The organism is Streptococcus mitis (assembly GCF_019929545.1).
GTDB lineage: Bacteria > Bacillota > Bacilli > Lactobacillales > Streptococcaceae > Streptococcus > Streptococcus mitis_BU.
This window is the reverse complement of sequence record NZ_JAHZPT010000002.1, coordinates 27,600-45,974: the sequence shown is the minus strand read 5'-3', so window position 1 is coordinate 45,974 and position 18,375 is coordinate 27,600. Positions and strand designations below refer to the sequence as shown.

18 protein-coding genes are annotated in these 18,375 nt (G+C 39.7%); all 18 read left to right on the top strand.

Annotation, left to right across the window (positions count from 1 at the left end):
* Positions 1 to 8 precede the first annotated feature (8 nt).
* The 18 genes from K1I71_RS01020 (at position 9) to pgdA (ending at position 18,356) form a co-directional block, all read left to right on the top strand.
* Positions 9 to 476 carry a deoxycytidylate deaminase gene (locus K1I71_RS01020; RefSeq protein ID WP_000136973.1) on the top strand — a complete coding sequence of 156 codons (468 nt, stop codon included), beginning with the start codon at positions 9 to 11 and terminating at the stop codon, positions 474 to 476.
* Positions 477 to 564: 88 nt separating this feature from the next.
* Entirely contained in the window at positions 565 to 1,194 is a 630-nt protein-coding gene (gene upp / locus K1I71_RS01015; protein ID WP_000515974.1) for a uracil phosphoribosyltransferase, read from the top strand.
* Positions 1,195 to 1,366: 172 nt separating this feature from the next.
* Positions 1,367 to 1,957 carry an ATP-dependent Clp protease proteolytic subunit ClpP gene (gene clpP, locus K1I71_RS01010; RefSeq protein WP_000613475.1) on the top strand — a complete coding sequence of 197 codons (591 nt, stop codon included), beginning with the start codon at positions 1,367 to 1,369 and terminating at the stop codon, positions 1,955 to 1,957.
* Between the two features lie 78 nt (positions 1,958 to 2,035).
* Positions 2,036 to 2,323, top strand: coding sequence for a YlbG family protein (locus K1I71_RS01005; protein WP_084926910.1), 288 nt, complete (start codon positions 2,036 to 2,038; stop codon positions 2,321 to 2,323).
* 63 nt (positions 2,324 to 2,386) lie between these two features.
* The gene (locus tag K1I71_RS01000; RefSeq protein ID WP_020903477.1) at positions 2,387 to 3,547 is read left to right on the top strand and encodes an ABC transporter substrate-binding protein; all 1,161 of its coding nucleotides are present in this window, start codon (positions 2,387 to 2,389) and stop codon (positions 3,545 to 3,547) included.
* A 116-nt stretch (positions 3,548 to 3,663) separates the two neighbouring features.
* A complete protein-coding gene (locus K1I71_RS00995) occupies positions 3,664 to 4,533 on the top strand; it encodes a branched-chain amino acid ABC transporter permease (protein ID WP_000941427.1) in 870 nt (289 codons plus the stop codon).
* A gap of 3 nt (positions 4,534 to 4,536) precedes the next feature.
* Positions 4,537 to 5,493, top strand: a complete 957-nt coding sequence (locus K1I71_RS00990; protein WP_000662290.1) for a branched-chain amino acid ABC transporter permease — start codon at positions 4,537 to 4,539, stop codon at positions 5,491 to 5,493.
* The gene (locus tag K1I71_RS00985) at positions 5,493 to 6,257 is read left to right on the top strand and encodes an ABC transporter ATP-binding protein (protein WP_001185997.1); all 765 of its coding nucleotides are present in this window, start codon (positions 5,493 to 5,495) and stop codon (positions 6,255 to 6,257) included. The genes K1I71_RS00990 and K1I71_RS00985 overlap by 1 nt, the downstream gene beginning before the upstream one ends.
* Complete coding sequence (locus K1I71_RS00980) at positions 6,257 to 6,967, top strand: ABC transporter ATP-binding protein (RefSeq protein ID WP_000062200.1); 711 nt, start codon at positions 6,257 to 6,259, stop codon at positions 6,965 to 6,967. The genes K1I71_RS00985 and K1I71_RS00980 overlap by 1 nt, the downstream gene beginning before the upstream one ends.
* Before the next feature lie 303 nt (positions 6,968 to 7,270).
* Positions 7,271 to 7,927: a CBS domain-containing protein gene (locus tag K1I71_RS00975; RefSeq protein WP_140224010.1), complete on the top strand. Its 657-nt coding sequence runs from the start codon at positions 7,271 to 7,273 to the stop codon at positions 7,925 to 7,927.
* 108 nt (positions 7,928 to 8,035) lie between these two features.
* A protein-coding gene (gene prfB, locus K1I71_RS00970; RefSeq protein WP_140224011.1) for a peptide chain release factor 2 occupies positions 8,036 to 9,131 on the top strand; the annotation gives its coding sequence in 2 pieces (ribosomal slippage) (positions 8,036 to 8,107 and positions 8,109 to 9,131; 1,095 coding nt in all).
* A gap of 17 nt (positions 9,132 to 9,148) precedes the next feature.
* Positions 9,149 to 9,841 (top strand): cell division ATP-binding protein FtsE, encoded by a 693-nt coding sequence (gene ftsE / locus K1I71_RS00965; protein ID WP_000022269.1) that lies wholly within the window; start codon positions 9,149 to 9,151, stop codon positions 9,839 to 9,841.
* The gene (ftsX, locus tag K1I71_RS00960) at positions 9,834 to 10,760 is read left to right on the top strand and encodes a permease-like cell division protein FtsX (RefSeq protein ID WP_000625545.1); all 927 of its coding nucleotides are present in this window, start codon (positions 9,834 to 9,836) and stop codon (positions 10,758 to 10,760) included. The genes ftsE and ftsX overlap by 8 nt, the downstream gene beginning before the upstream one ends.
* Positions 10,761 to 10,939: 179 nt before the next feature.
* On the top strand, positions 10,940 to 13,120 hold the full coding sequence (locus tag K1I71_RS00955) for a PTS transporter subunit IIBC (protein ID WP_084819648.1): 2,181 nt from the start codon (positions 10,940 to 10,942) through the stop codon (positions 13,118 to 13,120).
* A gap of 51 nt (positions 13,121 to 13,171) precedes the next feature.
* Positions 13,172 to 13,987 (top strand): endonuclease/exonuclease/phosphatase family protein, encoded by an 816-nt coding sequence (locus K1I71_RS00950; protein WP_223329944.1) that lies wholly within the window; start codon positions 13,172 to 13,174, stop codon positions 13,985 to 13,987.
* A 140-nt stretch (positions 13,988 to 14,127) separates the two neighbouring features.
* A complete protein-coding gene (locus tag K1I71_RS00945; protein ID WP_223329943.1) occupies positions 14,128 to 15,471 on the top strand; it encodes a DEAD/DEAH box helicase in 1,344 nt (447 codons plus the stop codon).
* A gap of 214 nt (positions 15,472 to 15,685) precedes the next feature.
* Positions 15,686 to 16,876, top strand: a complete 1,191-nt coding sequence (gene metK / locus K1I71_RS00940) for a methionine adenosyltransferase (protein WP_223329942.1) — start codon at positions 15,686 to 15,688, stop codon at positions 16,874 to 16,876.
* 88 nt (positions 16,877 to 16,964) lie between these two features.
* Positions 16,965 to 18,356 carry a peptidoglycan-N-acetylglucosamine deacetylase PgdA gene (gene pgdA / locus K1I71_RS00935; RefSeq protein ID WP_223329941.1) on the top strand — a complete coding sequence of 464 codons (1,392 nt, stop codon included), beginning with the start codon at positions 16,965 to 16,967 and terminating at the stop codon, positions 18,354 to 18,356.
* The last annotated feature ends 19 nt before the right edge of the window (positions 18,357 to 18,375 follow it).

The window sequence follows — 18,375 nt, the reverse complement described above, 5'->3', positions numbered from 1 at the left end:
GAAGAGATATGACTGAAAAAAGACTAGCATGGGATGAGTATTTTGCAGCCCAAGCCTTACTAATTGCCAATCGTTCCACTTGTAAACGTGCCAAAGTGGGCGCAATTTTGGTAAAGGATAATAAAGTTATTTCCACTGGTTATAATGGTTCGGTGTCAGGGACTGAGCATTGTATTGATCACGAATGTCTGGTCATTGAAGGTCACTGTGTTCGCACTCTTCACGCAGAGGTTAATGCCATTCTCCAAGGTGCAGAACGTGGGGTTCCCAAAGGCTTTACAGCCTATGTGACCCACTTTCCATGTCTAAACTGTACAAAACAATTGCTTCAGGTTGGTTGTAAGCGCGTGGTTTATATCAACCAGTACCGAATGGACGACTATGCCCAATACCTTTATCAAGAAAAGGGAACAGAATTAACCCATTTACCACTTGAGACAGTACAAGCAGCTCTTAAAGAGGCAGATCTAATGTAAAAATTATCAAAAATAAATGGTTTAGAAAGATTTTTAAACCGTTTTTTGGTATAATAAGAAGAATAAATTGAAAGAAGGAATTCCAAAAATGGGAAAAATTGAAGTTATTAATCATCCACTGATTCAACACAAATTGTCAATCTTGCGTCGTACAGATACTTCTACAAAAGCTTTTCGTGAGCTAGTAGATGAGATTGCAATGTTGATGGGGTATGAAGTACTTCGTGATCTTCCACTAGAAGATGTAGAAATCGAAACACCAATCACAAAAACAGTTCAAAAACAATTGGCAGGTAAGAAATTGGCTATCGTTCCAATCTTGCGTGCAGGTATCGGGATGGTTGATGGACTTTTGAGCTTGGTTCCAGCTGCTAAGGTTGGTCACATCGGTATGTACCGTGATGAAGAAACACTTCAACCAGTTGAGTACTTGGTGAAATTGCCTGAAGATATTGACCAACGTCAAATTTTTGTGGTAGACCCAATGTTGGCAACAGGTGGATCAGCAATCTTGGCAGTTGATTCTCTTAAAAAACGTGGCGCATCAAATATCAAATTTGTCTGCCTTGTATCTGCTCCAGAAGGTGTTAAAGCCCTTCAAGAAGCTCATCCAGATGTAGAAATCTTTACAGCAGCCTTGGATGAACGCTTGAACGAACACGGTTATATCGTTCCAGGTCTTGGAGATGCTGGGGACCGCTTGTTCGGTACAAAATAAAATAAAAAAGAGATTGACTTGGAAAAGGATTTCCAGTCACGAAAGGAGGTTGAATTTTTGTTTCTGTCTAATGAAAACAGAGCAAAAATTTGACCTTTTTTGACCAAGATATTATAATAGTCTTATCTTCAGTCATTTGACCAATAAAATTAAAACTCAAAAGGAGAAATAAATGATTCCTGTAGTTATTGAACAAACAAGCCGTGGAGAACGTTCCTACGATATTTACTCACGTCTTCTTAAAGACCGCATCATTATGCTGACAGGCCCAGTTGAAGACAATATGGCCAACTCTGTTATTGCCCAGTTGCTTTTCTTGGATGCCCAAGATAGTACAAAGGATATTTACCTTTATGTAAATACACCTGGTGGTTCCGTTTCAGCTGGTTTGGCAATCGTTGATACCATGAACTTTATCAAGGCAGATGTCCAAACCATTGTTATGGGAATGGCAGCATCTATGGGGACGGTCATTGCATCAAGTGGAGCAAAAGGCAAACGTTTCATGCTTCCAAATGCAGAGTATATGATCCACCAACCAATGGGTGGTACAGGTGGAGGTACTCAGCAAACCGATATGGCGATCGCTGCAGAACACTTGCTTAAAACTCGTAATACCTTGGAAAAAATCTTGGCTGAAAATTCAGGTCAGTCAATCGAAAAAGTTCACGCAGATGCAGAACGCGATAACTGGATGAGTGCCCAAGAAACACTTGAATATGGCTTTATTGATGAAATCATGGCCAACAATTCATTGAATTAATGATGAAAGAAGGCAAACTCGACTGGGTTTGCTTTTTTTGGTATAATAGGGAGAGATTTCTTAGAAAGAGGATTTATCATGTTTGAAAAAGTCAAACGATCTGGCTTGATTATCTATCTTTACTATAATCGTGATGCCAAAAAATTGCAGGATTATGGAGATATTACCTATCATTCCAAGAAACATCGTTACTTACAACTCTATGTTCCAACTCAAGAAATGGAGCAATTGGTCGGGCGCTTGGGCAAGGAAAAGTTTATAAAAAAAGTCAGGGTTTGTCATATCCAAGAGCTGGAAACACCTTTTGTGGGCAATCTTCATCGAGAGGAAAACGTTATCATCGAAAAAGTTCAAGAAAAGTGTTGACAATTTTCTGATAATTCGGTATATTCTTAACATGCTATTTAAGAAATAAGGAGACAAAAAAAGATGAAGAAAAAATTTGCCCTATCGTTTGTGGCGCTTGCAAGTGTAGCACTTCTTGCAGCCTGTGGAGAAGTGAAGTCTGGAGCGTCAAACGCTGCTGGTAACTCAGTAGATGAAAAGACAATCAAAATCGGATTTAACTTTGAAGAAACTGGTGCCGTAGCAGCTTACGGTACATCTGAACAAAAAGGTGCCCAACTTGCTGTTGATGAAATCAATGCAGCAGGTGGTATCGACGGAAAACAAATCGAAGTAGTTGATAAAGATAATAAATCTGAAACTGCTGAGGCGGCTTCAGTAACAACTAACCTAGTAACCCAATCTAAGGTATCAGCAATCGTAGGACCTGCGACATCTGGTGCAACTGCAGCTGCGGTAGCGAACGCTACAAAAGCAGGTGTTCCATTGATTTCGCCAAGTGCGACTCAAGATGGATTGACTAAAGGTCAAGATTACCTCTTTATCGGAACATTCCAAGATAGCTTCCAAGGAAAAATTATCTCAAACTATGTTACTGAAAAATTAAACGCTAAGAAAGTTGTTCTTTACACTGACAATGCCAGCGACTATGCTAAAGGTATTGCTAAAGCCTTCCGTGAAGCTTACAAAGGTGAAATCGTTGCAGATGAAACTTTCGTAGCAGGTGACACAGACTTTCAAGCAGCCCTTACAAAAATGAAAGGGAAAGACTTTGATGCTATCATCGTCCCTGGTTACTACACTGAAGCTGGTAAAATTGTAAACCAAGCGCGTGGTATGGGAATTGATAAACCAATCGTTGGTGGTGATGGATTCAACGGTGAAGAGTTTGTACAACAAGCAACTGCTGAAAAAGCATCAAACATCTACTTTATCTCAGGCTTCTCAACTACTGTAGAAGTTTCAGCTAAAGCAAAAGCTTTCCTTGATGCTTACCGTGCTAAGTACAACGAAGAGCCTTCAACATTTGCAGCCTTGGCTTATGACTCAGTTCACCTTGTAGCAAACGCAGCAAAAGGTGCTAAAAACTCAGGTGAAATCAAGGATAACCTTGCTAAAACAAAAGATTTTGAAGGTGTAACTGGTCAAACAAGCTTCGATGCAGACCACAACACAGTCAAAACTGCTTACATGATGACCATGAACAATGGTAAGGTTGAAGCAGCAGAAGTTGTAAAACCATAATAGAAAAATGTTGAAATAGGGAATGAGCCTCTGACTCACTCCCTGTTTCGGTGTTTAAGAACCTATCAAAAAGTGAGGGGAAACCCTCAAAATTATAAATAGAAAGAGTGAATCTTATGCTCCAACAACTAGTAAATGGTTTGATTCTAGGTAGTGTTTATGCGCTGTTAGCCCTAGGATATACCATGGTTTACGGAATTATCAAGCTCATCAACTTCGCCCACGGTGATATTTATATGATGGGAGCCTTTATCGGTTATTTCTTGATTAATTCTTTCCAAATGAATTTCTTTGTAGCGCTTATTGTAGCTATGTTAGCGACAGCCATTCTTGGTGTCGTGATTGAGTTCCTTGCTTACCGACCTTTGCGTCACTCTACTCGTATTGCTGTTTTGATTACAGCTATTGGGGTTTCTTTCCTATTGGAGTATGGGATGGTCTATCTGGTTGGTGCTAATACCCGTGCCTTCCCTCAAGCGATTCAAACAGTTCGCTATGATTTGGGACCAGTTAGCCTAACAAACGTGCAGTTAATGATTTTGGCCATTTCCTTGATTTTGATGATTTTGTTACAAGTCATTGTCCAAAAGACTAAGATGGGGAAAGCCATGCGTGCAGTATCCGTAGATAGCGATGCAGCGCAATTGATGGGGATCAATGTAAACCGTACTATCAGCTTTACCTTCGCTTTGGGGTCAGCTCTTGCGGGTGCGGCTGGTGTTCTGATTGCCCTTTATTATAACTCTCTTGAGCCTTTGATGGGGGTTACTCCAGGTCTTAAGTCTTTCGTTGCCGCAGTACTTGGTGGTATCGGAATTATTCCTGGTGCGGCTCTTGGTGGCTTTGTGATTGGTCTATTGGAAACCTTTGCGACAGCCTTTGGAATGTCAGACTTCCGTGATGCCATTGTTTATGGAATCCTGTTGTTGATCTTGATTGTCCGCCCAGCAGGTATTCTTGGTAAAAATGTGAAAGAGAAGGTGTAAACGATGAAAGAAAATTTAAAAGTTAATATTCTATGGTTACTCCTTCTGTTAGCTGGCTATGGCTTGATTAGTGTATTGGTTTCAGTTGGAGTACTAAACCTATTCTATGTACAGATTTTACAACAAATTGGAATTAATATTATTCTGGCTGTTGGTCTCAACTTAATCGTTGGTTTTTCAGGACAATTTTCACTTGGGCATGCTGGTTTCATGGCGATTGGTGCCTATGCCGCTGCTATTATTGGTTCTAAATCACCAACCTACGGTGCCTTCTTTGGAGCCATGCTTGTAGGGGCTTTACTTTCAGGAGCAGTTGCCTTGCTTGTCGGAATTCCAACCTTACGCTTGAAGGGGGATTATCTTGCGGTAGCGACTCTTGGGGTTTCTGAAATTATCCGTATCTTTATCATCAATGGTGGAAGCCTTACAAACGGTGCGGCAGGTATCTTGGGAATTCCAAACTTTACAACTTGGCAAATGGTTTACTTCTTTGTCGTGATTACAACCATTGCAACCTTGAACTTCTTGCGTAGTCCAATTGGTCGTTCAACCCTATCCGTTCGTGAGGATGAAATCGCTGCTGAGTCAGTTGGGGTTAATACGACTAAAATTAAAATCATCGCCTTTGTCTTTGGTGCTATTACTGCAAGTATTGCAGGGTCACTTCAGGCAGGATTTATCGGGTCTGTTGTACCGAAAGATTACACATTCATTAACTCAATCAACGTATTGATTATTGTTGTATTTGGTGGACTTGGTTCCATTACAGGTGCCATCGTTTCAGCTATTGTTCTTGGAATTTTGAATATGCTTCTCCAAGATGTTGCTAGCGTGCGTATGATTATTTACGCTTTGGCCTTGGTATTGGTAATGATTTTCAGACCAGGTGGACTCCTTGGAACATGGGAATTGAGCCTATCACGTTTCTTTAAAAAATCTAAGAAGGAGGAACAAAACTAATGGCATTACTTGAAGTAAAACAGTTAACCAAACATTTTGGCGGTCTAACAGCTGTTGGAGATGTGACTCTTGAATTGAACGAAGGGGAACTGGTTGGACTAATCGGTCCAAATGGAGCTGGGAAAACAACCCTTTTCAACCTCTTGACGGGTGTTTATGAACCAAGCGAGGGAACAGTAACACTAGATGGTCATCTTTTGAATGGAAAGTCACCATATAAGATTGCTTCTTTGGGACTTGGACGTACATTCCAAAATATCCGTCTCTTTAAAGATTTAACAGTTTTGGACAATGTTTTGATTGCTTTTGGCAATCATCACAAACAACATGTTTTTGCTAGTTTTTTGCGCTTACCAGCTTTTTACAAGAGTGAAAAAGAATTAAAAGCTAAAGCTTTGGAATTGCTTAAAATCTTTGATTTAGATGGTGATGCAGAAACTCTTGCTAAAAATCTTGCCTACGGACAACAACGTCGTTTGGAAATTGTTCGTGCCCTTGCTACGGAACCTAAAATTCTCTTTTTAGATGAACCAGCAGCAGGTATGAATCCACAGGAAACAGCAGAATTGACTGAGTTAATTCGTCGTATCAAAGATGAATTTAAGATTACGATCATGCTGATTGAACACGATATGAATCTGGTCATGGAAGTAACAGAACGTATCTACGTACTTGAATATGGTCGTTTGATTGCTCAGGGAACTCCAGACGAAATTAAGACCAATAAACGCGTTATCGAAGCTTATCTAGGAGGTGAAGCCTAATGTCTATGTTAAAAGTTGATAATCTTTCTGTGCATTACGGTATGATCCAAGCAGTCCGTGATGTAAGCTTTGAAGTGAATGAAGGAGAAGTCGTTTCCCTTATCGGTGCCAATGGTGCAGGTAAGACAACCATTCTCCGTACCTTGTCTGGTTTGGTTAGACCGAGTTCAGGAAAGATTGAATTTTTAGGTCAAGAAATCCAAAAAATGCCAGCTCAAAAAATCGTGGCAGGTGGTCTTTCACAAGTTCCAGAAGGACGCCACGTCTTCCCTGGCTTGACTGTTATGGAAAATCTAGAAATGGGAGCTTTCTTAAAGAAAAATCGTGAAGAAAATCAAGCTAACTTGAAGAAAGTTTTCTCACGCTTCCCACGTCTTGAAGAACGCAAGAACCAAGATGCAGCTACTCTTTCAGGGGGGGAACAACAAATGCTTGCCATGGGACGCGCTCTTATGTCAACACCAAAACTTCTTCTTTTAGATGAACCATCAATGGGACTTGCCCCAATCTTTATCCAAGAAATTTTTGATATCATTCAAGACATCCAGAAACAAGGAACAACCGTCCTCTTGATTGAACAAAATGCCAATAAAGCACTTGCAATCTCTGACCGAGGATACGTACTGGAAACAGGAAAAATCGTTCTATCAGGAACAGGAAAAGAACTCGCCTCATCAGAAGAAGTCAGAAAAGCATATCTAGGTGGCTAAAACAATCCAGTGGATTGTTTTAGTCGGCAGATGAAAATTACGAAGTAATCATCATTTCCAGTAGATTATTTTAGTTGACATATTTAGATTGCAAACAAATCTACATCTACACTGAAAGATGAATTTCTAATAATTGAAAAAATCGAATGAAACGTTTCCTATCTTCATTCACAGAGCTCGATTTCAGAGCTCTTTTTGCTAGCTTATTCATACTTTTCTGAATTTTGAAAAAGAAATGTAAGCGTTTGATTGATTTACAAAAAGATTGTATAATAGGGATGAGAATAGAAAAGGAGAAGTCTCATGGCAGTTAAAGATTTTATGACCCGCAAGGTAGTATATATTAGTCCAGATACAACAGTATCTCATGCAGCAGATTTGATGAGAGAGCAAGGGTTGCACCGCTTGCCTGTTATCGAAAATGATCAATTAGTTGGTTTGGTAACTGAAGGAACCATTGCCCAAGCTAGTCCATCAAAAGCAACCAGTCTTTCTATCTATGAGATGAATTATCTTCTAAATAAGACAAAAGTAAAAGATGTGATGATTCGCGATGTTGTCACTGTTTCAGGCTATGCGAGTCTAGAGGATGCAACTTATTTGATGTTGAAAAACAAGATTGGTATTCTTCCTGTCGTAGATAATCATCAAGTCTATGGGGTTATTACGGACCGTGACGTTTTCCAAGCCTTTCTTGAAATTGCTGGTTATGGCGAAGAAGGGATTCGTGTACGCTTTGTTACAGAAAACGAAGTTGGCGTTCTTGGAAAGATTGTTTCTTTGATTGTAGAAGAAAATTTGAATATCTCGCATACAGTCAATATTCCGCGTAAAGATGGTAAGGTGATTATCGAAGTTCAAATCGATGGATCAATTGATTTACCAGCTTTGAAAGAAAAATTTGAATCAGAGAATATTCAAGTAGAAGAGATTACTCGTACTTCAGCAAAAATTTTGTAAGAAGGGAAGCCGAAAGGCTTCTTTTTACGTGTAATAAGGGAGTAGAGCAAAAGATGGAAAGAAATGATAGATTATGGTATAATAAAACGATATAAAAAAGGAGTATTTATGGACATTTCAGAAATTCGTCAGAAAATTGACGCAAATCGTGAAAAATTAGCTTCTTTCAGGGGGTCTCTTTGACCTCGAGGGTCTAGAGGAAGAGATTGCCATCTTGGAAAACAAGATGACAGAACCTGATTTTTGGAACGATAATATCGCGGCCCAAAAAACGTCGCAAGAATTAAATGAATTAAAAAACACCTATAACACCTTCCACAAAATGGAAGAGTTGCAGGATGAAGTCGAAATTTTATTAGACTTTTTAGCTGAAGATGAGTCGGTTCATGAAGAATTGGTAACGCAGTTATCCGAACTTGATAAGATGATGACCAGTTACGAGATGACCTTGCTCTTGTCAGAACCTTATGACCATAATAATGCCATCTTGGAAATCCATCCAGGATCCGGTGGTACTGAGGCTCAGGACTGGGGTGATATGTTGCTTCGTATGTACACTCGCTATGGAAATGCTAAAGGCTTTAAAGTGGAAGTATTGGATTACCAAGCAGGAGATGAAGCTGGTATCAAGTCAGTAACCCTATCATTTGAAGGGCCCAATGCCTATGGTCTTCTCAAGTCAGAAATGGGTGTACACCGTTTGGTGCGAATCTCGCCATTTGACTCTGCCAAACGTCGCCATACCTCTTTCACATCGGTGGAAGTAATGCCAGAATTGGATGATACCATTGAAGTGGAAATCCGTGAAGATGATATCAAGATGGATACCTTCCGTTCAGGTGGTGCTGGTGGACAAAACGTCAATAAGGTTTCAACTGGAGTACGTTTGACACACATTCCTACGGGAACTGTTGTTCAGTCAACGGTAGATCGTACCCAGTATGGAAATAGAGATCGTGCCATGAAGATGTTGCAGGCTAAGCTCTATCAAATGGAGCAGGAGAAGAAAGCTGCGGAAGTCGATTCCCTCAAGGGTGAGAAAAAGGAAATCACATGGGGAAGTCAAATTCGTTCTTATGTTTTCACGCCATATACTATGGTAAAAGACCATCGAACTAACTTTGAAGTTGCACAAGTAGATAAGGTTATGGATGGAGACCTAGATGGTTTTATTGATGCCTATCTCAAGTGGAGAATCAGCTAAGATAGAAAGGAACTCACATGTCAATTATTGAAATGAGAGATGTCGTCAAAAAATACGACAACGGAACGACTGCCCTACGTGGTGTTTCGGTAAGCGTTCAACCAGGGGAATTTGTTTACATCGTAGGACCTTCAGGAGCTGGGAAATCAACCTTTATTCGTTCTTTGTATCGCGAAGTAAAAATCGAAAAAGGAAGCTTATCTGTTGCTGGTTTTAATCTGGTTAAAATTAAAAAGAAAGATGTTCCTCTCCTACGTCGTAGTGTTGGGGTTGTCTTCCAAGATTATAAACTGTTACCAAAGAAAACCGTTTATGAAAATATTGCTTATGCAATGGAGGTAATTGGAGAAAGTCGCCGTAATATCAAAAAACGTGTTATGGAAGTCTTAGACTTGGTTGGATTGAAGCATAAGGTTCGTTCTTTCCCAAATGAACTTTCAGGGGGAGAACAGCAACGGATTGCAATTGCACGTGCCATTGTAAACAATCCAAAAGTATTGATTGCGGACGAACCAACAGGAAACTTGGACCCAGATAATTCATGGGAAATTATGAACTTGCTGGAACGCATCAATCTCCAAGGTACAACTGTCTTGATGGCTACCCACAACAGTCAGATTGTAAATACCTTGCGCCACCGTGTCATTGCCATTGAAAATGGCCGTGTCGTTCGTGACGAAGCTAAAGGAGAATATGGATACGATGATTAGTAGATTTTTTCGTCATTTATTTGAATCGTTAAAAAGTTTGAAACGAAATGGCTGGATGACAGTAGCTGCTGTTAGTTCAGTTATGATTACTTTGACCTTGGTTGCAATATTTGCATCTGTTATCTTTAATACGGCTAAACTAGCTACAGATATCGAAAATAATGTCCGAGTAATGGTATACATTCGTAAGGACGTAGCTGATAATAGTGAGACGATTGAAAAAGAAGGTCAAACTGTTACAAATAACGACTACCATAAGGTATATGATGCTTTGAAAGGTATGTCAACCGTTAAAAGTGTTACGTTTTCAAGTAAAGAAGAACAATATGAAAAGTTGACAGAAACAATGGGGGACAACTGGAAAATCTTTGAAGGCGATGCCAATCCTCTTTATGATGCATATATCGTTGATACAAATACACCCAGTGATGTAAAGACAGTAGCAGAAGAAGCTAAAAAAATCGAAGGTGTATCAGAAGTTCAAGATGGTGGTGCTAATACAGAACGCTTGTTTAAGTTAGCCTCATTTATTCGTGTCTGGGGACTAGTTATCGCTGGATTATTGATTTTCATTGCGGTGTTCTTGATTTCTAATACTATACGTATCACCATCATTTCACGAAGCCGTGAAATTCAAATCATGCGTTTAGTAGGTGCTAAGAATGGCTATATCCGTGGACCTTTCTTGCTTGAAGGTGCCTTCATTGGTTTGCTTGGAGCAACACTTCCATCAGTTCTGGTATTTATTGTCTATAAAATGGTTTACCAATCGGTTAATAAGTCATTGGTTGGTCAGAACCTTTCAATGATATCACCAGAAGTATTCAGTCCACTGATGATTGCCTTATTATTTGTGATTGGAATTTTTATCGGTTCAATCGGATCAGGAATTTCAATGCGCCGATTCCTGAAAATCTAAAATAGAAGTATATTTGAGGAGATTTTAATATCTCCTTTTTTACTACAAAAATTTTAGAAAAAAGTCTACTTTTTTTTATAAAAGCCTTTACAAAAAAAATTAAAGTGGTATAATTGAATTATAGAAAGTGCAAACGTTTTCGTAAAACGTTTGCCTAAATAAAAATAAAGGAGATTTGAATGATGAAAGATACATTCAAAAATGTCTTGTCTTTCGAGTTTTGGCAAAAATTCGGTAAGGCTTTGATGGTGGTTATCGCGGTTATGCCGGCTGCTGGTTTGATGATTTCAATCGGTAAGTCACTTGTGATGATCAACCCTAACTTTGCCCCACTCGTTACTACTGGTGGTGTACTAGAGCAAATCGGTTGGGGAGTCATCGTTAACCTTCATATCTTGTTTGCCCTCGCTATTGGAGGAAGCTGGGCTAAGGAACGCGCTGGTGGTGCGTTTGCGGCAGGTCTTGCCTTTGTCCTAATCAATCGTATCACTGGTACAATCTTTGGCGTATCAGGAGATATGTTGAAAAATCCAGAAGCTATGGTAACAACTCTCTTTGGTGGATCAATCAAAGTTGCTGATTACTTCATTAGTGTTATGGAAGCTCCAGCACTTAACATGGGTGTCTTCGTAGGGATTATTTCTGGTTTTATTGGAGCAACTGCTTACAACAAATACTACAACTTCCGTAAGCTTCCTGATGCACTTTCATTCTTTAACGGAAAACGTTTTGTACCGTTTGTAGTTATTCTTCGTTCAGTAATTGCTGCAATCGTACTTTCAGCTTTCTGGCCACTTGTGCAAACTGGTATCAATAGCTTTGGTATCTGGATTGCTAACTCACAAGAAACTGCTCCAATCCTTGCACCATTCTTGTATGGTACATTGGAACGCTTGCTCTTGCCATTTGGTCTTCACCACATGTTGACTATCCCAATGAACTACACAGCTCTTGGTGGTACTTATGAAGTCTTAACTGGTGCAGCAAAAGGTAGCCAAGTATTTGGTCAAGATCCACTTTGGCTTGCATGGGTAACAGACCTTGTTAACCTTAAAGGTACAGATGCAAGTCACTACCAACAATTGTTAGATACTGTTCACCCAGCTCGTTTCAAAGTTGGACAAATGATCGGTTCGTTCGGTATCTTGATGGGTGTGATTGTGGCTATCTACCGTAATGTCGATGCTGATAAGAAACATCAATATAAAGGTATGATGATTGCGACAGCTCTTGCAACATTCTTGACAGGGGTTACTGAACCAATCGAATACATGTTCATGTTTGTAGCAACACCTATGTACCTTGTTTACTCACTTGTTCAAGGTGCGGCCTTCGCTATGTCTGATGTAGTAAACCTACGTATGCACTCATTCGGTTCAATCGAGTTCTTGACTCGTACACCTATTGCGATTAGCGCTGGTATTGGTATGGATATTGTTAACTTTATCTGGGTAACTGTTCTCTTTGCCGTAATCATGTACTTTATCGCAAACTTCATGATTCAAAAATTCAACTACGCAACTCCAGGACGTAACGGAAACTACGAAACTGCTGAAGGTTCAGAAGAAGCTAGCAGTGAAGTGAAAGTTGCAGCAGGTTCTCAAGCTGTAAACATTATCAACCTTCTTGGTGGACGTGCAAACATCGTTGATGTTGATGCATGTATGACTCGTCTTCGTGTAACTGTAAAAGATGCTGACAAAGTCGGTGATGCAGAACAATGGAAAGCAGAAGGAGCTATGGGTCTTGTCATGAAAGGACAAGGAGTTCAAGCTATCTACGGTCCAAAAGCAGACGTATTGAAATCTGATATCCAAGATATCCTTGATTCAGGTGAAATCATTCCTGAAACTCTTCCAAGTCAAATGACAGAAGCACAACAAAACACTGTACACTACAAAGGTGTAACAGAGGAAGTTTACTCAGTAGCTGACGGTCAAGTTGTTGCTTTGGAACAAGTAAAAGATCCAGTATTTGCTCAAAAAATGATGGGTGACGGATTTGCTGTAGAACCTGCAAATGGAAACATTGTATCTCCAGTTTCAGGTACTGTATCAAGCATCTTCCCTACAAAACATGCTCTTGGTCTTGTGACTGAAGCAGGTCTTGAAGTACTTGTTCACATTGGTTTGGACACAGTAAGTCTTGAAGGAAAACCATTTACTGTTCATGTAGCTGAAGGACAAAAAGTTGCAGCAGGTGATCTTCTTGTCACAGCTGACTTGGATGCTATCCGTGCAGCAGGTCGTGAAACTTCTACAGTAGTTGTCTTCACAAATGCTGAAGCTATTAAATCAGTTAAATTAGAACAAACAGGTTCTCTTGCAGCTAAAACAGCAGTTGCTAAAGTAGAATTGTAATACACTTGAGGTTGGAAGCTGTTTTCCAACCTCTTGTTTTGGGAGAAAAGCATGAAATTTTTAACACTCAATACTCATAGCTGGATGGAAAAAGAAGCCGAGGAAAAATTCCAGCTCTTGATTGAAGATATTCTTGATAAAGACTATGATTTGATATGTTTCCAAGAAATCAATCAGGAGATTACTTCGCCAGAGGTGGAGGTTAATGACCTTTATCAAGCTTTGCCAGCTGCTGAGCCTATTCATCAAGACCATTATGTTAGACTTTTGGTTGAAAAGTTGTCAGAGCAAGGAAAAGATTACTACTGGACTTGGGCCTATAACCATATCGGTTATGATCGCTACCATGAAGGTGTGGCTATCTTGTCTAAAACACCTATTGAAGCAAGAGAAATTTTGGTTTCAGATGTGGATGATCCAACAGACTATCATACTCGCCGTGTCGCCCTGGCTGAAACTGTAGTTGATGGTAAGGAGCTTGCAGTTGCAAGTGTCCACCTTTCTTGGTGGGATAAAGGTTTCCAAGAAGAATGGGCACGATTTGAGGCTGTCTTGAAAGAATTGAACAAGCCACTTTTACTAGCTGGAGATTTCAACAACCCAGCTGGTCAGGAAGGTTACCAAGCTATTTTAGCTAGTCCATTAAGCTTACAAGACGCATTTGAAGTTGCTCAAGATAAAAGTGGTAGCTATACTGTTCCACCAGAAATTGATGGCTGGAAGGGGAACACAGAACCCCTTCGAATCGACTATGTTTTTACTACCAAGGAGTTAGCGGTGGAAAATTTACATGTCGTATTTGATGGTAACAAGAGTCCACAAGTGAGTGATCACTATGGCTTGAATGCTATTTTAAACTGGAAATAATAACTGAAAAGAGGTTGGGATTCACACATTCCAGCCTTTTTCTGATTAGATGAACTACTGAAAGTAAGCTCTATGAGTGAGACTACTGAAATGGAATAAAATATGGTATAATTGATAAGATAGATAGAATCGAGGATATTATGTCATTTACGAAATTTCAATTTAAAAAATATATTAGTGAAGCCTTGGAGGAGTTGAAATTTACAACTCCAACAGAGGTACAAGACAAGTTGATTCCTATTGTTTTGGCAGGTCGTGACCTAGTCGGTGAATCAAAAACAGGTTCGGGTAAGACTCACACTTTCCTATTGCCGATTTTCCAGCAATTAGATGAAGCCAGCGATAGTGTTCAAGCAGTCATTACTGCACCGAGCCGTGAATTAGCTACTCAAATTTACCAAGCAGCCCGTCAGATTGCAGCCCACTCAGAGGTAGAAATTCGTGTGGTTAATTATGTGGGTGGTACAGATAAGGCTCGCCAGATTGACAAATTGGCAAGTAACCAGCCTCATATTGTTATCGGAACGCCTGGCCGTATCTATGACTTAGTTAAATCTGGTGACCTAGCTATTCACAAGGCCAAGACCTTTGTAGTCGATGAGGCAGACATGACCTTGGATATGGGATTCTTGGAAACTGTTGATAAGATTGCTGGCAGCCTTCCAAAAGACCTGCAATTCATGGTCTTCTCAGCGACTATTCCACAAAAGTTGCAACCATTCTTGAAAAAATACTTGTCAAATCCTGTCATGGAGAAAATCAAGACCAAAACGGTCATTTCTGATACCATTGATAATTGGTTGATTTCTACTAAGGGACGTGACAAGAATGCTCAAATTTATCAGTTGACTCAGTTGATGCAGCCTTATTTGGCAATGATTTTTGTTAACACTAAAACGCGTGCTGATGAATTGCATTCATATCTGACTGCTCAAGGCTTGAAGGTTGCAAAAATCCATGGGGATATTGCCCCTCGTGAACGTAAGCGAATCATGAATCAGGTGAAAAATCTGGATTTCGAGTATATTGTCGCAACAGACTTGGCAGCGCGTGGAATTGACATTGAAGGTGTCAGCCATATCATCAATGATGCCATTCCGCAAGACTTATCCTTCTTCGTGCACCGTGTTGGTCGTACCGGACGCAATGGCCTACCAGGTACAGCTATTACCCTTTACCAGCCAAGTGATGACTCGGATATCCGTGAGTTGGAGAAATTGGGAATCAAGTTTACTCCTAAGATGGTCAAAGACGGGGAATTTCAAGATACTTATGACCGTGATCGTCGTGCCAACCGTGAGAAAAAACAAGATAAACTTGATATCGAAATGATTGGTTTGGTTAAAAAGAAAAAGAAAAAAGTCAAACCGGGTTATAAGAAGAAAATTAAATGGGCGGTTGATGAAAAACGCCGCAAAACCAAACGCGCTGAAAATCGTGCTCGTGGCCGTGCAGAGCGTAAAGCAAAACGTCAAACATTTTAATAGTAATTGTTGGAGTACTGACCTCCAACTTTTTTTATTTATGAGAACGAACTATCTATACAGAAACACTACATTAAAGACTGCAAATTGCGTTTAAAAATGGTATAATGATAAAGTTATATAGTCCCGATAAGATGGTAGGTATTCAGCACTAAGAAATTTCCTATCAGTACTTTGTAACTCTATAACACTATTTTTAAGGGGGGACATTTTTATGTCAGAACGTAAATTATTCACGTCTGAATCTGTATCTGAGGGGCATCCAGATAAGATTGCAGACCAAATTTCAGATGCGATTTTGGATGCTATTTTAGCCAAGGATCCAGAGGCGCACGTTGCTGCTGAGACAGCTGTATATACTGGTTCAGTCCATGTTTTTGGTGAAATATCTACAAATGCTTATGTGGATATTAACCGTGTGGTTCGTGATACCATTGCAGAGATTGGCTACACTAATACAGAATATGGTTTTTCTGCTGAGACTGTAGGAGTACATCCATCTTTGGTGGAACAATCTCCTGACATTGCCCAAGGTGTTAACGAAGCCTTGGAGGTTCGTGGAAATGCAGATCAAGATCCGCTGGACTTAATTGGTGCTGGAGACCAAGGTCTCATGTTTGGTTTTGCAGTGGATGAAACAGAAGAGCTCATGCCATTGCCAATCTCACTCAGTCATAAATTAGTTCGTCGTTTGGCAGAACTTCGTAAGTCTGGGGAAATTAGCTATCTTCGCCCAGATGCTAAATCACAAGTTACAGTTGAGTATGATGAAAATGACCGTCCAGTACGTGTGGACACAGTTGTTATTTCAACTCAGCACGATCCAGAAGTCAGCAACGAACAAATTCACAATGATGTCATTAACAAGGTTATCAAAGAGGTTATTCCAGCTTCTTACTTGGATGAGCAAACAAAATTCTTCATCAATCCTACTGGTCGTTTTGTAATTGGTGGACCTCAAGGAGACTCAGGTTTGACTGGTCGTAAGATTATCGTAGATACTTATGGTGGCTACTCTCGTCACGGTGGTGGTGCTTTCTCTGGTAAAGATGCGACTAAGGTGGACCGTTCTGCGTCATATGCAGCTCGCTATATTGCCAAGAATATCGTTGCAGCAGGTCTTGCTAAGAAAGCAGAAGTGCAGTTGGCCTATGCTATCGGTGTTTCGCAACCTGTTTCTGTTCGTATCGATACTTTCGGTACAGGAACAGTAGCTGAAAGTAAGCTTGAAAAAGCAGCGCGTCAAATCTTTGATCTTCGCCCTGCAGGGATTATCCAAATGCTGGACCTCAAGCGTCCAATTTACCGTCAAACAGCGGCTTATGGACACATGGGACGTACAGATATTGATCTTCCATGGGAACGTTTGGATAAGGTAGATGCTTTGAAAGAAGCAGTCAAATAAAATCTTAAGAGGGGACTTCCTCTCTTTTTAATATACTATTTCCTCTAAAATCATTGAAATTATAGCTTGAATTTGATATGATGGTCTTATGGATAAAAGTAGAGCAAAGCGTGAGAATCACGATAAGATAAGAATGAGTCTAATAGTCCTAGTAGCTATCTTCTCAGTAAGTATTTGTGTCCTTGGTTCAATAATTGGATACAAAATATACACAAAACATAGTTTTGAACAAAAGATTGAATCGCTTAAAAAAGAGAAAGATGATCAATTGAGTGAGGGGAATCAGAAGGATCATTTTCGTAAGGGACAAGCCGAAGTGATTACCTACTATCCTCTCCAAGGGGAGCAAGTCATTTCATCTGTAAAAGAAATCATGACACAGGATATTAAGGAAAATCTGGAAGACAAGGAAAATCTGGTTTTTTATTATACGGAGAAACAGGATTCGACTTTAAAAGGGATTGTCAACCGAAGTGTGATGAAACAAGTCTATGATTTAACTTCGTCAAAAGTTGAAGAGACTGAAAAAACTAGTCTGGCAAAAATACATTTGACAGAAGATGGTAAACCTTTTACACTTGATCAATTATTTTCAGATGCTAGTAAGGCCAAAGAGAAACTGATAAAAGAACTGACTTCTTTCTTACAGGACAAGAAATTGGAGCAAGAAAAGATCGATCAGCTTGTTAAAGGTTTCTCTGACCAAGACTTGTCTGCATGGAATTTTGATTACAAGGATAGTCAGATTATCCTTTATCCAAGTCAGTCAGTTGAAAATCTAGACGAGATTGCCTTGCCAGTATCTAGTTTCTTTGAAGTTATTCAGTCCTCTTATTTATTAGATAAGGATGCAGAGCTATATAAGGCTTATTATGAAAAGAAAAATCGTAAAGTAGTAGCCTTGACTTTTGATGATGGACCAAATCCTGCAACGACAAATCAAGCATTAGATACTCTTTCTAAGTATGGTATCAAGGCAACTTTCTTTGTGCTAGGTAAGAATGTTTCTGGAAATGAAGAGATTTTGAAACGTATGAAATCGGATGGCCATGTTATTGGAAACCATAGTTGGAGTCATCCAGTGCTTTCAAAACTTTCCCTTGATGAAGCTAAAAAACAAATTACTGATACTGAGGATGCGCTAACTAAAGTGTTGGGTTCTAGTTCCAAACTCATGCGTCCGCCTTATGGAGCCATTACAGACGACATTCGCAATAGCTTAGATTTGAGCTTTATTATGTGGGATGTAGATAGTCTGGACTGGAAGAATAAAAATGAAGCATCTATTTTGACAGAAATTCAGCGTGAAGTCAAGAATGGTTCAATTATTCTCATGCATGATATCCATACTGAAACAGTGAATGCTTTACCAAAGGTCATTGACTATTTGAAAGGTCAGGGTTATGACTTTGTGACAATTCCAGATTTGTTAGATTCCCGTCTCAAAGCTCATCAGCTATATTACGATCGCAATCAATAATACACAAAATCTAAAGAGA